Origin of the sequence: Planktothricoides raciborskii GIHE-MW2 (assembly GCF_040564635.1) — a bacterium.
Taxonomy (GTDB): domain Bacteria; phylum Cyanobacteriota; class Cyanobacteriia; order Cyanobacteriales; family Laspinemataceae; genus Planktothricoides; species Planktothricoides raciborskii.
The window spans coordinates 1961280-1981066 of record NZ_CP159837.1 but is presented as its reverse complement, the minus strand read 5'-3'; the positions used below and the strand labels follow the sequence as shown (position 1 = coordinate 1981066).

The window sequence follows — 19787 nt, the reverse complement described above, 5'->3', positions numbered from 1 at the left end:
TGGATACTTATTATCCGATAAATCTAGAAAATTTGTCTAGATGGATCAAGCTGGATAAAGTAGGGAATTTTAGACCCAAAATAGGGTGGAAAAAGGTGGATTTAGCTGGGTGGGGTGGAAAAAGGTGGATTTAGTTGGTTATAATAGATAAATTCTCTGTCTACATAAAAAGATGGATTCCCGCCTGCGCGGGAATGACAGGTTTTTAATCTGTACTTCATCAGGAGAGAGAATTGCTATACGCCAAACTATTGACATATACCAGGGAAATGGATATCGAAGAAGTCTTGGAATTTGCTGACCATCTGATATTTGCAATGACGGGAAAACACCTGGATAGTTTGCAACAGGCTATTTTGCGCGGGGCTTGGGATAATCATAAATATCGGGAAATTGCCGAGGCACACCACCGTTCTGAAGTGTATGTGAAAGAAGTGGGGTTTAAGTTGTGGCAGGCACTCTCTGATATCTTGGGTGAAGCTGTTAATAAAGGCAATTTTCGCTCGGCATTAGAAAGACGATGGCGATTTTCTTTTGTCTTACAGTTTGGTAAAGCTTTTGCACAGAGAAATGAGGTGGCAAATGATTGGGAATCTTTAGAAATATCTCAGCCCAGCGATCGCGATTTATTGCATGAATTGGAAACTCAGTTAAATATCTCTTCCCTTTCTCTCCTGCCTTCCCCTGAGAATATCCCCTGTCAAGATTTAAGTGAAGCCCCGGAAATTTTTGCTTGCTACGGACGGCAAGATGAACTCAGTTTATTAGAAAATTGGATAGTAAAAGAGCGATCGCGCTTGGTAGAACTTTTGGGTATTAGTGGCATCGGCAAAACTACCCTGGCAGTGAAGTTAATCGAGCAAATTAAAGATAAATTTGATTATGTAATTTGGCGCAGTTTGCGTTCTGCCCCAACCCTAGAATTACTTCAGCAAAGTATCCGGCAATTTTGCTCAAATTATCCTACTTACTCTTTATTGGGAAACCCGCGAATCTCCGTAACAGAATCGCACCGGAAGGAATCGATATCGGAACTGCTAGAATTCTTCCGCAAGTTTCGCTGTTTGGTGATTCTCGATGATGTAGAAATGCTTTTCGATAGGGGAAAATTCGCGGGTTATTACCGAACTGGTTATGAGGATTATGGCTGCCTATTTAAACAAGTGGCTGAACTCTCTCACTCATCTTGCTTGTTGCTGATTAGTTCAGAACCACCTAAAGAAATTGCTGACGTAGAATCCACGAATCAATATTGTCATTCATTACAATTAAATGGGTTAAGTATTGCACCCGCTAGAGAACTTTTAAGCCAACAAGGTTTAATCCCCGATCGCCACTGGGACAAATTGATTCATCAGTACCAAGGAAACCCCCTTTGGTTAAAAATAGTTGCTACCATGATTACCGATTTGTTTGGCGGCAACGTGGAGGAATTATTTGATTATGACCCGTTATTTTTACCGGAAGATTTGCAATTTAGGTTACAACAGCAGTGCGATCGCTTATCGGAATTAGAACAACAGGTTATTTCTGCTTTAGCCGCAGAGTCGGAATCGCTTTCTTTGGCTAAATTGCGAGACATACTCCCCATTTCCCCTGCTAATCTTCCTGATGCCATGCAATCCTTAATCCGTCGTTCCTTGATTACCAAAGAAACAGCCCAAAAAATTACTCGATTTACCCTTCAACCCGTAATGCGGCAGTATTTTAATCGGAAATATAACAAAATTTATCAATTTATTGAGTAATGTTAATAAACCCAGAAATGGTGAATGATACTGTGGATTTAATCCTAAAAGGCTCGAATTGGGATCCAGCAGATTTAATTTCCCGGTGGTGGGGGTGATATCCAGCAATATATATGTTAAGATAGTGGGAATAATGAAGCTAAAAATTAGGCAAAAATAATGACTCAACTTCCGAAGCCCGAAATGCCAAGGAACTTTATCCGAAGTGGTCTATGCCAGCATTACTGTAGACCGTTGTACGGAATGTCAGGGAATTTGGTTTGATTCTCTCGAAGCCCAAGAACTCAAGGAAATCAAAGGGGCTGAAAGTATCGATGTAGGAGATCCGCAAACCGGCCAAAAATTTAATCAAACCAGAGAAATTAACTGTCCCAAATGTCAAACCAAGATGACCAAAATACGGACTTGAAACAATCCCATATTTTTTATGAAAAATGTCCCGTTTGCTATGGGATGTGGTTTGATGCGGGAGAATTCAAAGATTACAAAGAAGAAACGGTATTTGAAACCATTAAAAATTTCTTTAGCTAACTTAATGATACTCTGGCGATTTATCGAATTCCTCGGAAAATGCCCACCGATATCGGTGGGTGATGTTTATAAGTAGGTGAACATAATCAATTGCACTTTTCGTTCTCCGCCGATAGGCTTTGGATTCCCGCCTGCGCGGGAATGACAGTTTTTCTTCTGATCTGGTCTGTGATGCATTTATTTCTGCCCGTCTACTTAGTTGGGTAGCGGGAACTTGATTGCGATATCTCGGCACCGGGCCCGATCGCCCAAGAGTCGCATCTGGAGATAATAATTTTGGTAAACTGTGCAATGTCATATCCTTGGAGCTACTGAATCCCTTGCTAGACGAACAAGCCAAAAAAACAATTCTGCGGAAAATCCCCCACGGGCTTTACATCTGTGGAGTCTGTGACGGGGAAAATGTCAACGGGTTTACCGCCAGTTGGGTGATGCAGGCTTCCTTTCAGCCCCCTCTGGTCGTCAACTGCGTCAAAAGTGACTCGATTTCTCACGCCATGATCAAAGCCAGTGGGGTTTTTTCCCTCAGCGTCCTCGAAGCTGGTCAAAAAGATGTGGCGCAAAAATTCTTTAAGCCTCAGCGTCTGGTGGGCAATAAGTTTGAAGACGTGGAATCCTACATAGGAGAAACTGGCTGTCCTATTATCTCCGACTCTTTGGGCTATGTAGAGTGCAAAGTCGTGGGTTCCGTGGAACATGGCGATCATACCGTTTATGTCGGAGAAGTGATTGCTGCCGGAGTTCACCGAGAGGGTGAGCCCCTCTTGCTGGAAAGTACCGGATGGAATTACGGTGGATAAAAAAATCCGAGTATTTTAATTAAATCCATTCAGCGCGGCTACCTCGCGATTCTGAATTTTCCTTAGTCCATCATTGCTTGTTTGATTTATGCCTTTGATCGCAGTAAAAACCACGGTTTCGACTCCGCCAAAAACAGAGGTGGAAAGTTTACTTAAAACCCTTTCCGCGAGTTTAGCCAAACATCTGGGTAAGCCAGAGTCTTATGTAATGACTGCTTTTGACTCAGATGTGCCGATGACCTTTGCGGGAACAACCGACCCAGTTTGTTACATAGAAATTAAAAGTATTGGCAGTATGACTTCGACTCAAACTCAAAGTATGAGTGAGGATTTTTGCCAAAAAATTAATCAATCTCTGGGGGTTCCCCAAAATCGCATTTATATTGAGTTTAATGACGCCAAAGGTTCGATGTGGGGCTGGAATGGTTCTACTTTCTAACTACAGAAACCGGATTTATTGATCAGATTTCCGATTTCCGGCAAAAGTTATTTTAGAAACCCGGTTTCTTTTTGGGGATGAATTATTAAACATAAAAAATAGAGATTTGTTGCCGCAAATCTCTATTTTTTTATGGCAAAAAGAATAAATTATAAATTATACCGGTTTTAATAAAAAAAGCATTATGGGCGGTTCGCGAACTGCCCCTACTTGCGCCGAAATAAACCTAGTAATTGAGAAAAATCCATAAAATAAGTAAAAAAATTAAAAATCCGCTGATTGATTCATCTGATTGATTGATAACCGAGTAAATGGGATGGTCAAGCCAATAAGAAATACAGGGATATGCCTCTGGCAGGGGGCGCGATCGCGCCCCCTTAAACCGCAACCAAGCTCTCCCAACTATCTCACTGATAACTAGGATACAAAAAATTAATTTTCCGGCACCGCATGAATTTTCCGGATTCTCTCTCAAGTCCAAAGGTACAGATAGAAGTGTCAGTTGATACCAAAAAAAATTAATCAGAGCGATCGCTCAGAAATAACTACGATTAATTTTGTCCATCTATTCTCCCTTTGCTTAAGGAACTTCCAGGTAACTTTGAAATTCTTTACAAAGAGATACATTGTGTTACTATCACAAGTGGTGTGAGATCCCGAATGCCTCGTGACAGGCAAATTGTTTATGGTGTGAGGAGTAAAAACCAAAAATGCAAAACAATAATTACATTTTAACCCGACCGATCAATTCTCATGTACGCAGTCAACCTCAACCCCTGAGAGTTGGCGTAATTGGGGTGGGCAACATGGGACAACATCACACTCGTGTTCTGAGTCTGCTGAAAGATATTGAATTAGTCGGTGTGGCGGATATCAATGTGGAAAGAGGTCTAGACATCGCCAGCAAATATCGCATTCGGTTTTTTGAAGACTATCAGGACTTGCTGCCCCATGTAGAAGCGGTCTGTATTGCCGTCCCCACTCGCTTGCATCACTCCGTCGGCATGACCTGTCTACAATCAGGGGTTCACGTTTTAATTGAAAAGCCAATTGCCTCTAGTATTGCGGAAGCCGAATCTTTAGTTAATGCCGCTGCGGATTCGGGCTGTATCCTGCAAGTGGGTCACATTGAACGCTTCAACCCAGCTTTCCAAGAACTCAGTAAAGTCCTGAAAACCGAGGAGTTACTGGCTGTAGAAGCCCATCGCATGAGTCCATATTCTCATCGCGCTAACGATGTCTCCGTGGTTTTGGATTTAATGATTCACGATATTGATTTGCTGTTGGAATTAGTGGGTTCTCCAGTGATTCGCTTAACGGCCAGCGGTTCGCGGGTTTACCACAATCAAGCCGAAAAGAAAACCCCTCATTGGCCCATTAGGCAAGCACAGTCTGCCCCACCCGTGGATTATGTCACTGCCACCCTGGGGTTTGCCAATGGAGTTGTCGCCACTCTAACTGCCAGCAAGGTGACTCATCGCAAAATTCGCCGTTTGATGGCTCATTGCCACAACTCCCTGACTGAGGCGGATTTTCTGAATAATGAAATTCTGATTCATCGGCAGACTACGGCGGACTATATGACGGACTATGGTCAAGTGCTTTATCGCCAAGATGGTTTGATTGAAAAAGTTTACACCAGCAATATAGAACCCCTGCACGCTGAGTTAGAGCATTTTGTGAATTGCGTCCGGGGTGGACAGCAACCTTCGGTGGGCGGTCAACAAGCCCTTAAAGCTTTGCGTTTGGCTAGTGTGATTGAGCAGATGGCTTTGGATGGCCAAGCCTGGAGTTCGCCAAATCTGGAGTGTGTTAACCCCGTGGCGGTGCCTGCGTAAGATATGGAATATGGTGCGTTACGCTGTCGCTAACGCACCCTACGATACTATGAACAGATTTGAGAAGGTTAAATGCTGCACATAGAATATGGTGCGTTACGCTGTCGCTAACGCACCCTACGATACTTTGCGCTTTCTTTTATAGAAATAAGCGTTACGCTGTCGCTAACGCACCCTACGATACTTTGCGCTTTCTTTTATAGAAATAAGCGTTACGCTGTCGCTAACGCACCCTACGATACTTCGCTACTGCGTAAGACATAGAATATGGTGCGTTACGCTGTCGCTAACGCACCCTACGATACTTTAAAAAATCGTAGGTGAGGCCACCAAAATTGTTATAGAAACCCGGTTTCTCGTTGAATTATTTGGCAGAGGGTTTGGCTGACAAGCTGGTTGCCGGTGGGACTGAGGTGAATGTGATCCCGGTATAAGCTGGCTGGTTGTTCTTGGCGGTTGAAAATTGGTAAAAAATCCAGGTAGAAAATTTTTTCGGCTTGGGTGAACGACCGTATCCTAGCCCTGGCTTTCTGTTCATAGTCCCGTGGGGTGGTTGGGTTGCCGGTTTCTCTCAAGAGTGGCGTCATGGCCACCAGTAGATGACTATTGCTTTCTTGGGTTAAGAGTTTGATTTGTCGAATGGCTTCTAGGTTGCGATCGACCGGATCCCCCGGTTCTTTGGGGGCGGTGGGAACTTTGGGGGCGGGTAATATGTAACGAGTGAATAGTTCAAACCAGGCTAGGGCAGGTTTTTTGTCTGGGTAGTTGCGATCGCGCCCAACCGGGAGAGAACTAGGGGCTGCCGCAAATAAATCATCGGTATTAATCAGTAAAACCACCACCTTCGCGCCAAAACTCCCCATCCGGCGTAAAAAGGCTAACTCATTCCTTGGCCCCCAAGAATTTGCAGAAGCGTTGAGGACTTCCACCTGGATATTTTTGACATTTGATGATGTTCTCTCCGTTGACCCTGCGGATAAAGTTGCTGAACAAGTTGCTTGTAACTGATTGGTCATAAGTGCGGAAATCGTCTGACCTTGGTCGGTCCACCAGGCGCCATTGGCCACCGAATCCCCCAGGAGTAAAATCCGCCATGTTCCTTCTGGGGGAGATTTTTCCATGACCGGACTCCGCATCGAATACTGGTTAATTGCAATTAAATTGCCTAACCGACGGACTTGTTGATTGGGCGCGAGAATATAGCCAATTTCCGGGTCAGGCAAGTAAATCAAAGGGGTTCCCAAGCCAAATCTCAGTCGTAAGAGGACTTCGCCTGCCAAAAAAAACCCCAAAATTATCAAAAAAATTGTGCAAATAATAAGTGGAATATTCACTGATCTTCCCTCGGAATGCTGGCTCGGTTACACCGATGGAATTGGGTAGCAGAAAAAAATTTGGCGATTCCCAGATAAATCGGCCAATCAAAGCGGATTTCAGCTTTTTCTCGGACTGAAGTAGAAATAGGTTGATCCATCTAGGGTTATAGTACCAATATAATCATTTATCGATTTAAACTCTAAAAAAGTTTAGGTGTTAACTCGTATTTAACGGGTTAATTTATTGAAAAGCCGAGTCCGAATGGAAAGCACGTGGACTTAATTCAGCAGATATTCAAAACCCCCAAGCCAATCATTGGTGTTGTCCATTTATTGCCACTGCCCACTTCTCCTAGATGGAGTGGCAATCTCAAAACAGTGATCGAGCGAGCGGAGCGCGAAGCGACCGCTTTAGCCGCTGGTGGAGTCGATGGGATTATCGTCGAAAATTTTTTCGACGCTCCTTTTACCAAAGGTACTGTAGACCCAGCCGTTGTCAGTGCGATGACGATCTTGGTAGAAAAGCTAATGAATTTAGTTACTCTGCCAATTGGGATTAATGTCCTGCGAAATGACGCTCACAGTGGTTTGGCGATCGCCTCTTGTGTGGGCGCCCAATTCATCCGGGTGAATGTTCTTACAGGTGTCATGGCTACTGACCAAGGCTTAATTGAAGGACAAGCTCATCAACTGCTTCGTTACCGACGGGAACTCGGATCCGAGGTGAAAATCTTCGCCGATGTTCTCGTCAAACACGCTCAAGCATTAGAATCGACTAATCTCACTCATGCCGTCAAAGATACTATTGAGCGAGGTTTAGCTGATGCCGTCATTATTTCTGGCTGGGCTACAGGTAGCCCTCCTGTACTCGAAGACCTAGAAATTGCTAAGATAGCCGCCGCAGAGACTCCGGTTTTCATTGGCAGTGGCGCCAATTGGGACAATATTGCCACTCTGCTACCCTCTGCCGATGGTGTGATTGTCGCTAATTCGCTCAAACGCCACGGTCAAATCGACCAACCGATCGACCCCTTACGGGTGAGTCAGTTTGTGGAAGCAGCGCGATCGATCAAACCGAGCGGATGTTAGTTTAAGCAGGGCAAATTAAGTTAGATAGCCGTTCATAGCCCCCTGCTGCCCCTGGAAATAAAATTTGAACCATTTCCAGCAGCATTTCCCGCAACCACAGAGCAAAAGAAATCCTAGAGAGCCGGTAAAATGTCCGATTTAGATGTGCAGTCTGTTCATCTCAAATCTGGAACCATTCACCGCGCTCTCTACTTCTATATGTGAGATATGTCAGAATCGAGAAAGATGTCACGCCCAGTATCGATTATTTAATTTGGGGGGAGAATGACAAGTCGAAAATCTATTCCTTGGATTCATCAATGGTCGCGTCATTTAATTGGGGCGATCGCCTTAGTGGGTTGCCTAGAAACCGCATGGCTAACAGCGGCTGAGTTATCGGGAACTGCTGCGGATGTTTGTCCCACCAGTGGGTGTAAAGAAGTTTTGCAAAGTGACTATGCCACAGTCTTTGGTCTGCCTTTAACCCTCTATGGGTTATTAGCCTATATCGCGATGGCATTCTTAGCTTTCTTGCCCTGGTTGTTGCGGCAAAAAACCGATAAATCTTTTCAGTCTAAAGTCCAAGAAACCACTTGGTTGCTGATGTTTAGTCTCGGTGTCGCCATGCTGGTATTTAGCAGCTATCTCATGTATGTGATGCTGTTTAAAATTCAGGCATTATGTCCATACTGTATCGCTTCAGCTATCTTTTCCGTGACCCTGTTTACCTTGACCATCATTGGTCGGAATTGGCTGGATCCAGGGCAACTATTTATGACCGGCTGCGTCATTGGCATGGTGACACTGGTTGGAGTCACCGGAATTTACGCCAATGTAACGCCAACGGCAGATTCTTCAACCGCTTCATCCAGTGAAGCGGTGAATATCCCAGGGGAAATTGGGCTGCCAATTACTAATAAATCGGGAAAAGCAGAAATGGATTTAGCTCGGCATTTGACTGCAATTGGAGCCAAAAATTATGGGGCTTATTGGTGTCCCCATTGTCATGAACAAAAAGAACTTTTTGGTCAGCAAGCTTTTGCCCTAATCGATTATGTGGAATGCGATCCCAAGGGCAAAAATGCTCGTCCGCAAATGTGCAAAGCGGCTGGACTTGCAGGATATCCTAGCTGGCAGATTAATGGTCAAGTATATGCAGGGGTGCAACGTTTAGAAACTCTAGCGGATTTATCTAATTATCAGGGCGATCGCGGATTTATCCATCCTTTTCCTTATCAGTAGACCAACAACCAACTGGCTGGTTTTAATGACTCAGGGCATCTATGTTGTTCGCTCTGAATCATTGGGGTTCCTCTCAATCGATTTTGAGCGGATTTCTTGAGCTGATTTCACAACTATTCACCAGAAAAAGCATTCTTGGGCTTGCCTGAATCGAATGCCGCCTATAAAACAAATTGCTCAATGCCGAATTATTAATTGGGTTTTCAATGATCGTCAAGGAAAAGAAATCTCCAAAACATATCTGGTCAACTCTGAAGCAGTTCATTAAGCCACAGAGTCGAGTTCTGCTAACTTCATTTGGGGTGGCTACTTGTATTGTCCTGATCAGATTAACGGGTATATTGCAAGGGTGGGAATTAGCCGCCCTGGATCAGTTGTTTCGCTGGAAACCCGCAGAGTCCCAAGAGAATCGGGTTGTGATTATTGGAGTTGATGAGGAAGATTTACGCAAGATTGGTAAGTATCCAATTCCCGATGAAATTATGGCAGCATTACTAAAGAAATTAAATGCCCAAGGTGCTAGATTAATTGGTCTGGATATTTTTCGGGATCTGCCGGTAGAACCGGGTAATGCTGAATTACAAGAAGTATTTGCCCGTATGCCCAATATTATCGGGATTCGACAAGTTGCGGCTCAAGATGAGTATAACTTTGAAGTTTCACCGCCCCCTGGTCTTCCCCTCGAACAAATCGGTTTTAATAATACTCAGACTGATTCGGATGGTATCTTGCGGAAAAACTTAATTTATTGGTGGACTTCCGATAACAAAGCCCATAGAAGTTTTGCTTTTCAGTTAGCTTTTAAATATCTCGAACAGGAAGGCATTGAACTGATACAATCCGCTAACAATCCGTGGGAGCTACAGTTAGGAAAAACCGTGTTGCGTCCTTTTAAACCTAACGATGGCGCTTATGTTAGAGCGGATAATGGCGGATATCAACTGTTGGTGAATTTTTACCGAATTGAGGGGGGTTTTCCTACTTGGTCTTTTAGCGATGTTTTAGAAGATAAAGTTCCACCAGAGGAAATTAAAGGTCGTATTGTTCTGATTGGGAATACGGCTAAAAGTTTGAAAGATTTTTTCTCAACACCTTATAGTGCAAATATTTTTAAAAAACCGGATAAAATGGCTGGAGTTGAACTCCATGCAAATTTTCTGAGTCAGTTGCTTAATGCGGCGATCGATGGCCAGAGTTTATTGCTTAAATTCTGGCCAGACCCAGTGGAATGGATCTGGATTTTTGCTTGGTCATCGATCGGCGCTTATCTGAGTTGGCGCTGGCGATCGCCCTATCTCAACTTGGCGGGGATTCTGTTGTTAGAAATCGGTTTATTGTTGATTTGCTATCTAGCGTTTCTGGTAAATTGGTGGTTGCCTTTGATTCCTGCCAGTCTAACTTTAGCCGGTTCAGCAATTGTAATTACCGGATATTTGGCTCACCTGGAGGAAGAACTGAAACGTTCTAAAGATTTTTTACAAGGGATTATTAACACGGTGGCTGATCCGATTTTTGTTAAAGATAGAAATCATAAATGGATTGTGCTTAATCAAGCATTTGCCAATTTACTTGGCCATTCGATTGATACTTTAATTAATGGGTCGCAGGAAAAGTTTTTCCCAGAAAAAGAAGCGGATATTTTTTGGGAACAAGCTGAGTTGGTTTTTCTGAGTGGGAAATCCAGCGAACATGAAGAGACATTTACCGATTCTCTAGGCAATACTTATTTCATGGCTACGAAGCGATCGCTGCATAAAGATGCGGCGGGAAATTTATTTTTAGTCGGGGTGCTGCGAGATATCACTGAAAGAAAACAAATGGAAGAAGAACTGCGGCGAACTGCGGCAGAATTAACTCGTTCTAATGAAGAATTACAAACATCCCATAATCGTCTGCGTTATATTGCCTATCACGATGCCCTAACTGGCTTACCTAATCGGAAACTCTTTTACGAACGGTTGATGCAAAGTTTAGAATGGGCGGAATTTAATCAGCAGTCAGTGGCGTTGATGTTTTTAGATTTAGATGGGTTTAAACTGATTAACGATCGCTATGGCCATGATGCCGGTGATGTCCTGCTCAAAACCGTGGCTCAGAGATTGAAAAATTGCTTGCGGGGAACTGATACGGTTGCTCGTTTAGCGGGGGATGAATTTACGGTGATTTTACCCGCAATTGCTCAGACCAGTAATGTGGCGATCGTGGCGGAAAAAATATTAGCGATGGTGACAGAACCGATTTTAGTTGATGGAAACAATACCGCTAAAGTTACAGCCAGTATTGGGGTTAGTTTATACCCGGAAGATAGTCAGCTTCCCGATGATTTGGTTAAGGCGGCGGATCAAGCAATGTATGCAGCAAAAGAACTCGGTAAAAATCAGTACAAATTTTACTCAAGCATTTCTAAGTCTAAGCTGATGGAAATTGATCAAATGGAAAAATAAGGATTTGTTGATTGTTGATTGTTGATTGTTGTTGGTTGATGGTTGTTGTTTGTTGGGTAGGGATTCTTTTGTTCTTGGGTAGGGATTCTTTTGTTCTTGGTTCTTGGGTAGGGATTCTTTTGTTGATTGTTGTTCGCGGTTTGCCAACAAACAACCAACAACCATCAACCAACAACAACCAACCAACAACCATCAACCAATAACATTACCGTTGCAGTTCTTCTAGATTTTGTTGAAAGTCCGATTGAAGATCGGTGAACTGAAATTGCTGAGAAATTTGTAAGCCTTTTTGAAAAGCCGCGATCGCCTGGGGGTAATTTTCCCGCATTCTATAGAGTTTACCCAGTTGCCAATAGGTCGTCATTAACCCATAAAAATTAGTGGCGCGTTGATCGACAATTACTAAGGCTTCATAGACTTGGATTGCTTTTTCTAATTCCGCAGCTTGTTGATAAATATTGGCAATTTTAATTAAGGCTTCTCTGGCGACGGCAAACTGTTGCAATGTCCAGGCTAAAGTATAGCTTTCTTGATAATTGTTGATGGCTAAGTTTAGCTGATTTAAGATTTGATAGTCCTGCCCGATCACGAGTTTTAATTCGGGGATTAATCTTAAGTCTTGAACATTGAGATAAAACTGTACTAACCGCTGCCGCATGGCGATCGCCTGTGGGTATTGTTTGGCTTGGGAGTATATATAACTCAGTTGCTCTACATAGTTAATTATTTGGGGCTGATTTCCCTCAGTTTCCGCGATCGCTAATAACTGCTCATAAGCCATTGCTCCGGCTACATAATCCAGCTTTTCCAAAGCAAGACGGGCGATCGCACTCCATAAATTTTTAGTAGTCTCAATATCCTGCCGATTTTGGGCATCCGCCAACATAGTTTGATAAACTTTAATGGCCAAATCTCGCGCTTTTACTGATTCATAACCCTGAACCAAGGCGGTTAAAAATTCCAGTCCACAGGAATTTTTGGCTGGTGGACAATGATCCACCTCCAGGTTTTCTAATCGTCGTGTAATGATGCGTAACTGGGTACTGTCCTCTTGTTGCCAAGCGATCGCACCTACCCGACTCAAAGCTGCTAACTCATCCATCGGACCTAAATAGCGTCGCAATCTTAATTCTCGATTCCAAATCGCAAAAGCTACGGGAGTATTTCCCGCTGCTAACTGAGCGGTTGCTTCCAGATTTAATTGATCCAAAGCCTGAGCTAAAATTTCTCTTTCCGGGGATACCAGTTCTCCATTTTTCGGCGGATTGGGCAATAGTGGATCCGGTTCTGTGGATAAGAGGGGATTACTCTCAATTAATTGGGACGGTTGACGAGCGACTGCCATCAACGGTGTGAGCAATCCAAACAGCAAGATCGTTTGAGTTAAAGTTAAACTCAAACTTAAAGCCGTCAGCGATTCCCGTAAGGGATCCGCTGCGCGGAATCGCAGCGTTTTATGGTTCATCCAGGGCGATTAATCCTTATGTACAAAATTTAGTTTTGGCTGAATATTGGCTGAATATTGGCTTAGTTTTGGCTTAGTTTTGGCTTAGTTTTGGGTGAATTTTGGCGCTAGTGGTATTTAAAAGGTAACATAAAAGCTACGTGGTCATTACCTAGCAATCCACAATATACAATATCTAAGTATTTCGCGATTTCGCGTCAGTCTGACATAGATTCTGATGCATGCAACAATTTTGGGAGGATTTCGGTGAAGCGAGAAAATCGTCAACTAATTTCTGGGGTATTCACAGGCATACTGACCTGCTTAATATTCCTTGTCGGCTGTAGTATTCCGCAAGTTTCTGCCCAAGAAAGAATGTTTTTGGATTGGTCTTTAGAATTTCTCGACGCCTACCAACTCCCGAAACAATCATTTGCCAAAACTCCCGTGGGGGGTTTGTCGGGAATTACCTACGACCGGCAGCGCGATCGCTTCTACGCTATTTCTGACGATCGCGGAGACTATGCCCCAGCCCGTTTTTACACTTTAAAGTTGAATCTAAACTCAGAGATCCCTACCGCCCCCCGGATCGAAAATCTGGAAGTGGAAGCGGTGACATTTCTCACTAAAGAAGACGGGGAACCCTATCCCAGGGGAGAAATTAACCCAGAAGGGATTGCCTTTGCTGCGCCCAATAGTCTATTTATTTCCAGCGAAGGAGTGAGCGATCGGGGCATTCCCCCATTTATCCATGAGTTCAACCGGGAAACTGGGCAGTTTGTCTCTGCCTTGCCCATTCCCCAAAGTTATATCCCAGATGCGAAAGGTTCAGAACAAACCCTCGGAGTTCAAGATAATCTTGGGTTTGAATCTTTGACCATCAATCCCAGAGGGTTTGGGGATGCCACCGTGGATCCGTTCCGCATCTTTACCGCCACGGAATCACCCCTACAACAAGACCAAGACGCCACTAATCCCGAACAACCAGTGATTAACCGTCTATTGCATTACTTAATTAGTGATGGGCCACCGTTATTAATTGGCGAATACGCTTACCCCATGAGCCAAGACCCCCGTTGGAGTTTAATTCATAGCTTATCGGAATTATTAGCTTTAGATCCGGGGGGTCATTTATTGAGTTTGGAGCGATCTTTTGGATTTTTAGGGTACAACGCGCAAATTTTTCAAATAAATCTGGGTGGGGCAACAGATACCAGTAGTATTCCCAGTTTTATTGGCTTAGAAAATAAAGTCCAACCCATCCAGAAAAGCTTGCTGTTAAATCTGGAGGATTTAGGAATTACTTTAGATAACTTAGAGGCGATGACTCTGGGGCCGCGTTTGCCCGATGGCAGTCAAAGTTTAATTTTGGTCAGCGATGATAATTTTAATGCCGATCAAATGACGCAATTTTTGCTATTTCGTTTAAAGAAAAATTAGGGGTAGTTGACAAGCAAACATCTCATCATCATTAGTAAAAATTTTCTTTCCGGTCATGGCAAAGCCTTCCTCATTAACATATTCATAGCGCCATAAGGTTGTTTTGCATCCGTAGGGGCGCTTCGGCTTGCACCCGCAATGCTTGCGCCCGCAATGCTTGCGTTCCTAGAACCACGATTTTTCCTGAGAGAATTTGCCCATAGCTATCTGTAGGGTGTTGTTCCCAGACGGTGACACACCAATACCCCATATATAGAGTCGTTGCCTACAGCAATTTTCTATTGAATAAACCACAAACACCTGTAGGGGCGAAGCATTCCGTAGGGGCGATTCGCTTGCTCGCCCGTACAAGGGCGAATGGCCATTCGCCCTACCGTGGTTTATTAGTCTGAAAAACGCTGTAAGTCCTATTGTAGAATTTATCCATAGAATTTGCTAACTTAATAGGTTGTTAAAATTTATGTCACTTTTTATGAGAACATAGCTATGGATGGGTTTAGTCATTTGGATCCGGGAACTAACTGAAAAATCGAGTAAATCAACGCAAAATATAGGCTTTCATCCGGTAAGACTTGCTAAAAGCCCGGTTTCTATGGTCTGTTTGCCAGTCAGCGGTAAGAATAGCCTCGATCCAATCGTTGAAATCTAGCTAAAAAATTTAGGTTTGATTCCTGCTTGGTCACGGTTCAGGGAAACAATGTTATAAATCCAGATGCTTAACTAGAATTAACCGTCATACTTCTTCAGATATTAGTTATGCTGAAACAAAATAGTTCTCCTCTAAATCGTCGTGATTTTCTCAGCTATATCGCTTTAGGAACTTTGGGTTTGCTGACAAAAGACCTAATTAATCCCCTGAGTGCTCAAGCGGATAGCAAAGGATTAGGCAACAGCAACAGTTCATCAGAAACTTATCATATTTTTGTTCCGTATATAATAGCCCGAAGCGGAGGACAGCAGAGCGTGACTCTGAGATCGGGAGATGACTTATCGGTGAAAATTCCCGCCAAAATCAAAGATGGCCAAGAGATGGCTATCAAGGGGCGTGGTTCAGAGGGTAAAGATATTACGCTTCTGTTGCATACATTGTATGACAAAAAAACAAAAATAGACGATAAAATTTATCAGGAAATTGAGAAAAATATTCAATTTATTCGCCCAGAATCAAGCCAAGAAAAATGTAAATCAGTCTATGAGCAAATTGAGGATGGTGAGTATGTTAGCGATCTGAGCGCTTTATATTTGTTGGATTATGCGATCGCTTCTTCTAAACTGGACAGCAAGATTCAAGAGCGCTATCAACTTGCTAGTACCAATTCGCGTTTAGTGGGAATTCAGAAAACCATTGACTCTACCTTAGAAAACTTTACACTGAGTCCAGAAGAGAAGAAACTAATTCGAGCAACTTTTGCTTATGTGCGTGCGGATGAACCTGTTCCTGACTTTAACGCTCTCACGGCTTTAGATACAATTGTTGCTGATTCAAACTTGCCATCAGAAATTAAGGGAACTTATCAGTTAGCCAGTGCTACATCAAGGGCTTTAACCGTCGATCTTATTTTAGTCAACGAGATTTCGCAAAGTCCAAAACTAACCGACGAACAAAAAGTCAATTACCTGTTAATTTATGAGCAGGTACGCGACGGCAAGACGGTAGAAGATACAGAAACCTTAAAAGCCTTAAACTCATTTATCGCTCAAGCGGATATTCCAGATAATGCTAAAGCGGTTTATGCGATCGCCAAGGAGCAGAATTTAGATAATCAAGAAGACTTGAAGCAAAAAGTTCAGGTGCTTGTCCAGAAAAGTGAAAAGGTCAAAAACCAAGTGCAAAACGCTGGAAAGATCGGAGGAGCGATCGTCCCGGTATCGACAAATTTGCTCAGTGCAGGTGGAGCGTCAGCCGGTACGGGTACTCTAATTAGCACATTATCTGGAGGGGCGGCGACCAATGCCACGTTAGCTGCTTTGGGTGGTGGTTCTGTGGCTGCCGGGGGTTTGGGAATGCTCGGTGGGTTAGCTGTAGCTACCGGAGGAGCCGCCCTGATCGGAGCCGCCGGAATGCTGTCGATCGCATTAGTCTCAAAAATGGATGGTGAAGACCAAAAAAACCTGGGAATTGCGATCGGAACAGGAACAATTACTGGCGCTACAAGTGTTTTGGCCGCTTGGACTGCGGCGAGTGCTTTGGGCGTAGCCGGAACTTTATCCGGTGCGGCGGCAACGACTGCGACGATCGCCGCTCTTGGTGGAATTACTGCAATTACTGGCGGTGCGGCAGCGGTTGCATCCGGTACAGCATTTTTAGTTTGGTCATTCCTCAAAAATGCCAAGAAACGGGATCAATCAGTGCTTTCCGAGGTAGAAACTCGAACCTACACCTATACGGAAGAAGAAATACCCGGTGATATCAAACAATTTCTGCAAAATCAGGTACAGGGAAAATACAGCTTTACCAATGCTTTCTCTGCTCCTAATATTCCCTTGGATAAGCTCTCAAAGGCTTTAGAAAAATGGTTGCCTGTCAACGATAACGAAAAAGTTATTGCTTTGATAGATACCAGTGCTGGGTTTTATCAAGGAGGAATTGCGTTTGCTGATGACAGAATTATTTGGAACAATAACTCTATTAATTACCAGGATTTAGCCACATTTGTCAAGACAGAAAAACAATTAGGTGTTCTGTTTGCTGACAAACAACAACAAGAAGAATTGTCTCAGTTGAGCCAGGTAATTGACATTTTATCTGACGATAATTACAAAAGTAATTTACGCCAGATCCAAAAATTAGTCAAGATTACCGATGCTCAACCGAAGTTAGGCGATTTGGTTTCCGATCAAATCAAAAAAGATCAATTGTCTAAGCTAAAAGATGCTCTAGTTGTTTTAACTAACAATCAGTCAATTCAGAAATTTCCCCAATTAAAGAATGTCCTGGAACTATGGTCTAATAATCCTGATTTAGTCCGTTTTTTCCCAGAAAAATTAGTGTCACAGCTATCTGATGAGCAATTTAAGCAGGACTTATTCAAGATGGCAGATTTAGTCAAAATGTTAAGCAATGAATCAGAGCAGGATAGTTTGACTAAATTACTCCGAGAACTGGGTCAACAATATTCCCCAGGTTAAGCATCCATTAATTTCCATATTTAACAACAGCGGACACATAGGGAAATCTCCCTTTGTGTCCTTTGTGTCTTTGTGGTAAATTTTATCGGTGAATTTTCCGAATCTATGATATCAACTATCCGGATCTACGCCCAACTCACGCAACCGTTGCGCTAGTTTTTCCGCCCGCTGGCGCTCTTTTTCAGCCCGTTCTTCGGGCCATAGAAGCAGTTCACCATCAGCATCCCACCAGCGCAACCAATTGCCTGTACGGTTGTCACGGGTTCCCTGCCAGACTCCTAAAAATAACTCTAGTCCGGGAATCCAATATAAACCATTAGCACCAGGAATCTGAATTTGATATCCGTTGGATTCTAAAGCGTACAATTCTAGATCGGCGCTTTGGGGGTGAAATATCCCATAAAAGGGTACTTTAATAATTTGTTCATAAAAGTACCATTTGCCAATGCGCTTTTGAAATTCTACGGAATATTCTTCCCCATAAGTATCTGATAAGAATTCTATCACGATTAATGGCACTGGTCCTTCAGTCTGAGGAGTATAGCTGCGACGAGGTTCAGGATTTGACCAAGGGGCAACGGGACGAACATACATCCAATCGGGGGCTTTGCAAATAGGGCGATTATCAATAGCAGCACACAATGCAAAGTTAGCGGTAATTAGGGCGTCTTGGCATAACTCTGGAGTCAAAGATTGACGGAGGGCATTCGCTAATAAAGGATGTTCTAAATTTTCCACTGGGTCGTCAGGGAGTACAAAGTCTTCTGGAAGTTTCGGCCAGGTAATTTTTATCTCAGCAACTGAGGTCTGAGGTAGGACAGTCATTATGCAACCTCATAGAATCGTTGAGCGGGAATTTAGTTTATTGTAGGCGATCCGACCGAAATTCGGATCGCCTTCTACACCGACTCATCTCTGAACCTTGCTATAATACCTATTGAATGGTGGTGGTTAATTATTTCCATTGTTAACCAACTCTTTTAATGATAGCTTTTAGGCTAACCATTCACTACCCTAACGGGGATAATATTGAATTTCAAATCCGGGCAAATCTTGAGATTCCTGATATTCCACAACCACTTTAGTAACTCGCGCTCCCGGTGGGCCTTGGTGACACCATTGAATCATCGCTTCAACCGCTTCTGTTGTTCCTTCAAAAAAGGCTTCTACCCGGCCATCAGGGAGATTTCGCACCCAACCATGCACCGCTTTAAGTTGTGCAGCTTCTTGGGTGGATGCGCGATAAAAAACCCCCTGAACTCTGCCAGAAATTAAAACACGCGCGGCAATTTTTCGCTGACGAGGTGATAGATTTTCCATTGATATAAAGAAAATAAACGAAAAAAATTATCGATCAAATCTTAGGCAGATTAAACCTTAAAAACCTAAAACCTAAAAGCTAATTTTCTGACAGAAAAACCGTAAAATAACAACTAATCTTCGGGAAGATCGAACAGTACATTCGTCATATAAGATTCTGCCCATTCTTCCCCAAAAGCTTTTTCCAGAACCCGCCGAGTTTTATCATTCTGACGCTGTTTACTGCAATAATTTCTTTGTCCGGCGATAATCTGTAACCTTTCTTCGTCGGCGACGGGTTGCATAGCTAAAGCCATCTGACAGTGAATTTCTAAATAAGACTCCACACGAGAGAGAAATAATTCTTCTTCCCCCTCACTATTGGGTCGGACAAATAGACAAAATTCTGAGAAAATATCTCCCCATTCTGGTAAATCGCGGGGTTGGGAGAAATGAATTTCTGGTAAAGCTTTTAATAGTTGAATGTAAGGGGGGGGCAAAGTCAGGGTGGGACTGGTGGGAGATAAATCAGCGATCGCGGCACTAATTTTGCCCCGACCACCGACCAAATCTGTGCCAAACATGGGCAAAGGATAGTTAGGATTGGGGAACATTACACAATGCAAAATATCTAATTGCGTCCCCACTTTTGCCAATTCCAAATGCAGCTTGCGAAACTGCGGGGTTTGATAACAGCGATTTTCAATTCTCAGTTTTTCTCCTTCCAATCGCCCTTCCACATAGCCTAAATCCCCAGGCAAATCGTAGGGAGATAAATCTAAATAACGTTGCCAGACTCCTTCAATGCAGTCTGCTAATTTGCGGATCAGAGGGTGTTGTTCTGTCCGAATTGAAGAAATAGAAGTGATTGTCACAGTTTTTGCCACTTAAAATAATCATGCTGGAAAAAAAGGGGAAAAACTTCCCGCACAAGAACGATCATATATGCTATGGTGACTGCCACGATCAAAAAGACCGGCCTAAAGCCGGTCTATTATAGCAGTTAGATTTTAAACGGACATAAACTGAAAAGCTTCTTCGGGCTGGAT

The 19787-nt window shown here is 43.3% G+C and carries 17 protein-coding genes; 11 read left to right on the top strand and 6 right to left on the bottom strand.

Annotated elements, in window-relative coordinates; genetic code table 11:
• Positions 1-269: 269 nt before the first annotated feature.
• The 6 genes from ABWT76_RS08325 to ABWT76_RS08300 all read left to right on the top strand — a co-directional run bounded on the left by ABWT76_RS08325 (position 270) and on the right by ABWT76_RS08300 (position 5356).
• On the top strand, positions 270-1748 hold the full coding sequence (locus ABWT76_RS08325; RefSeq protein ID WP_354635928.1) for an NB-ARC domain-containing protein: 1479 nt from the start codon (positions 270-272) through the stop codon (positions 1746-1748).
• Positions 1749-1953: 205 nt separating this feature from the next.
• Complete coding sequence (locus ABWT76_RS08320) at positions 1954-2157, top strand: zf-TFIIB domain-containing protein (RefSeq protein ID WP_354635927.1); 204 nt, start codon at positions 1954-1956, stop codon at positions 2155-2157.
• Positions 2124-2279, top strand: coding sequence for a zf-TFIIB domain-containing protein (locus tag ABWT76_RS08315; protein ID WP_231636561.1), 156 nt, complete (start codon positions 2124-2126; stop codon positions 2277-2279). Before ABWT76_RS08320 ends, ABWT76_RS08315 begins: the two co-directional genes overlap by 34 nt.
• A gap of 320 nt (positions 2280-2599) precedes the next feature.
• Entirely contained in the window at positions 2600-3079 is a 480-nt protein-coding gene (locus tag ABWT76_RS08310) for a flavin reductase family protein (protein WP_054464697.1), read from the top strand.
• Between the two features lie 88 nt (positions 3080-3167).
• Positions 3168-3518, top strand: a complete 351-nt coding sequence (locus tag ABWT76_RS08305; RefSeq protein ID WP_054464551.1) for a phenylpyruvate tautomerase MIF-related protein — start codon at positions 3168-3170, stop codon at positions 3516-3518.
• A gap of 710 nt (positions 3519-4228) precedes the next feature.
• Positions 4229-5356, top strand: a complete 1128-nt coding sequence (locus ABWT76_RS08300) for a Gfo/Idh/MocA family oxidoreductase (protein WP_354635926.1) — start codon at positions 4229-4231, stop codon at positions 5354-5356.
• A gap of 338 nt (positions 5357-5694) precedes the next feature.
• Here ABWT76_RS08300 and ABWT76_RS08295 read toward each other — a convergent pair whose 3' ends face one another.
• Positions 5695-6636 carry an SGNH/GDSL hydrolase family protein gene (locus tag ABWT76_RS08295; protein WP_354635925.1) on the bottom strand — a complete coding sequence of 314 codons (942 nt, stop codon included), beginning with the start codon at positions 6634-6636 and terminating at the stop codon, positions 5695-5697.
• A 309-nt stretch (positions 6637-6945) separates the two neighbouring features.
• On the opposite strand from ABWT76_RS08295, the gene btpA reads away from it, so the two are divergent.
• The 3 genes from btpA to ABWT76_RS08280 all read left to right on the top strand — a co-directional run bounded on the left by btpA (position 6946) and on the right by ABWT76_RS08280 (position 11426).
• Positions 6946-7761 carry a photosystem I biogenesis protein BtpA gene (gene btpA / locus ABWT76_RS08290; RefSeq protein WP_054464548.1) on the top strand — a complete coding sequence of 272 codons (816 nt, stop codon included), beginning with the start codon at positions 6946-6948 and terminating at the stop codon, positions 7759-7761.
• 264 nt (positions 7762-8025) lie between these two features.
• The gene (locus tag ABWT76_RS08285; protein ID WP_054464547.1) at positions 8026-8982 is read left to right on the top strand and encodes a vitamin K epoxide reductase family protein; all 957 of its coding nucleotides are present in this window, start codon (positions 8026-8028) and stop codon (positions 8980-8982) included.
• A gap of 206 nt (positions 8983-9188) precedes the next feature.
• Complete coding sequence (locus tag ABWT76_RS08280) at positions 9189-11426, top strand: CHASE2 domain-containing protein (protein WP_354635924.1); 2238 nt, start codon at positions 9189-9191, stop codon at positions 11424-11426.
• 205 nt (positions 11427-11631) lie between these two features.
• On the opposite strand, the gene ABWT76_RS08275 is transcribed toward ABWT76_RS08280, so the two are convergent.
• Positions 11632-12891, bottom strand: coding sequence for a tetratricopeptide repeat protein (locus ABWT76_RS08275; RefSeq protein ID WP_354635923.1), 1260 nt, complete (start codon positions 12889-12891; stop codon positions 11632-11634).
• A gap of 246 nt (positions 12892-13137) precedes the next feature.
• Here ABWT76_RS08275 and ABWT76_RS08270 point away from each other — a divergent pair, with 246 nt between their 5' ends.
• A complete protein-coding gene (locus tag ABWT76_RS08270) occupies positions 13138-14310 on the top strand; it encodes an esterase-like activity of phytase family protein (protein ID WP_231636557.1) in 1173 nt (390 codons plus the stop codon).
• Between the two features lie 82 nt (positions 14311-14392).
• Here the strand turns inward: ABWT76_RS08270 and ABWT76_RS08265 are convergent, their stop codons facing one another.
• Positions 14393-14560, bottom strand: coding sequence for a hypothetical protein (locus tag ABWT76_RS08265; RefSeq protein ID WP_156331480.1), 168 nt, complete (start codon positions 14558-14560; stop codon positions 14393-14395).
• A 506-nt stretch (positions 14561-15066) separates the two neighbouring features.
• On the opposite strand from ABWT76_RS08265, the gene ABWT76_RS08260 reads away from it, so the two are divergent.
• Entirely contained in the window at positions 15067-17439 is a 2373-nt protein-coding gene (locus tag ABWT76_RS08260; RefSeq protein WP_354635922.1) for a hypothetical protein, read from the top strand.
• A gap of 111 nt (positions 17440-17550) precedes the next feature.
• Here ABWT76_RS08260 and ABWT76_RS08255 read toward each other — a convergent pair whose 3' ends face one another.
• From ABWT76_RS08255 to ABWT76_RS08245, 3 genes are all read right to left on the bottom strand, one after another.
• The gene (locus tag ABWT76_RS08255) at positions 17551-18264 is read right to left on the bottom strand and encodes a Uma2 family endonuclease (RefSeq protein ID WP_054464545.1); all 714 of its coding nucleotides are present in this window, start codon (positions 18262-18264) and stop codon (positions 17551-17553) included.
• Between the two features lie 189 nt (positions 18265-18453).
• The gene (locus ABWT76_RS08250) at positions 18454-18759 is read right to left on the bottom strand and encodes an acylphosphatase (protein ID WP_054464544.1); all 306 of its coding nucleotides are present in this window, start codon (positions 18757-18759) and stop codon (positions 18454-18456) included.
• Positions 18760-18872: 113 nt separating this feature from the next.
• On the bottom strand, positions 18873-19613 hold the full coding sequence (locus ABWT76_RS08245) for a phycocyanobilin:ferredoxin oxidoreductase (RefSeq protein WP_054464543.1): 741 nt from the start codon (positions 19611-19613) through the stop codon (positions 18873-18875).
• Positions 19614-19787: the final 174 nt, after the last annotated feature.

Bases quoted from the DNA above. Each gene is read 5' to 3' on its own strand.
- ABWT76_RS08325 (WP_354635928.1), top strand. From the start codon at position 270: ATGGATATCGAAGAAGTCTTGGAATTTGCTGACCATCTGATATTTGCA.
- ABWT76_RS08315 (WP_231636561.1), top strand. From the start codon at position 2,124: ATGTCAAACCAAGATGACCAAAATACGGACTTGAAACAATCCCATATT.
- ABWT76_RS08305 (WP_054464551.1), top strand. From the start codon at position 3,168: ATGCCTTTGATCGCAGTAAAAACCACGGTTTCGACTCCGCCAAAAACA.
- ABWT76_RS08300 (WP_354635926.1), top strand. From the start codon at position 4,229: ATGCAAAACAATAATTACATTTTAACCCGACCGATCAATTCTCATGTA.
- ABWT76_RS08285 (WP_054464547.1), top strand. From the start codon at position 8,026: ATGACAAGTCGAAAATCTATTCCTTGGATTCATCAATGGTCGCGTCAT.
- ABWT76_RS08280 (WP_354635924.1), top strand. From the start codon at position 9,189: ATGATCGTCAAGGAAAAGAAATCTCCAAAACATATCTGGTCAACTCTG.
- ABWT76_RS08275 (WP_354635923.1), bottom strand. From the start codon at position 12,891: ATGAACCATAAAACGCTGCGATTCCGCGCAGCGGATCCCTTACGGGAA.
- ABWT76_RS08265 (WP_156331480.1), bottom strand. From the start codon at position 14,560: ATGGGGTATTGGTGTGTCACCGTCTGGGAACAACACCCTACAGATAGC.
- ABWT76_RS08260 (WP_354635922.1), top strand. From the start codon at position 15,067: ATGCTGAAACAAAATAGTTCTCCTCTAAATCGTCGTGATTTTCTCAGC.
- ABWT76_RS08255 (WP_054464545.1), bottom strand. From the start codon at position 18,264: ATGACTGTCCTACCTCAGACCTCAGTTGCTGAGATAAAAATTACCTGG.
- ABWT76_RS08250 (WP_054464544.1), bottom strand. From the start codon at position 18,759: ATGGAAAATCTATCACCTCGTCAGCGAAAAATTGCCGCGCGTGTTTTA.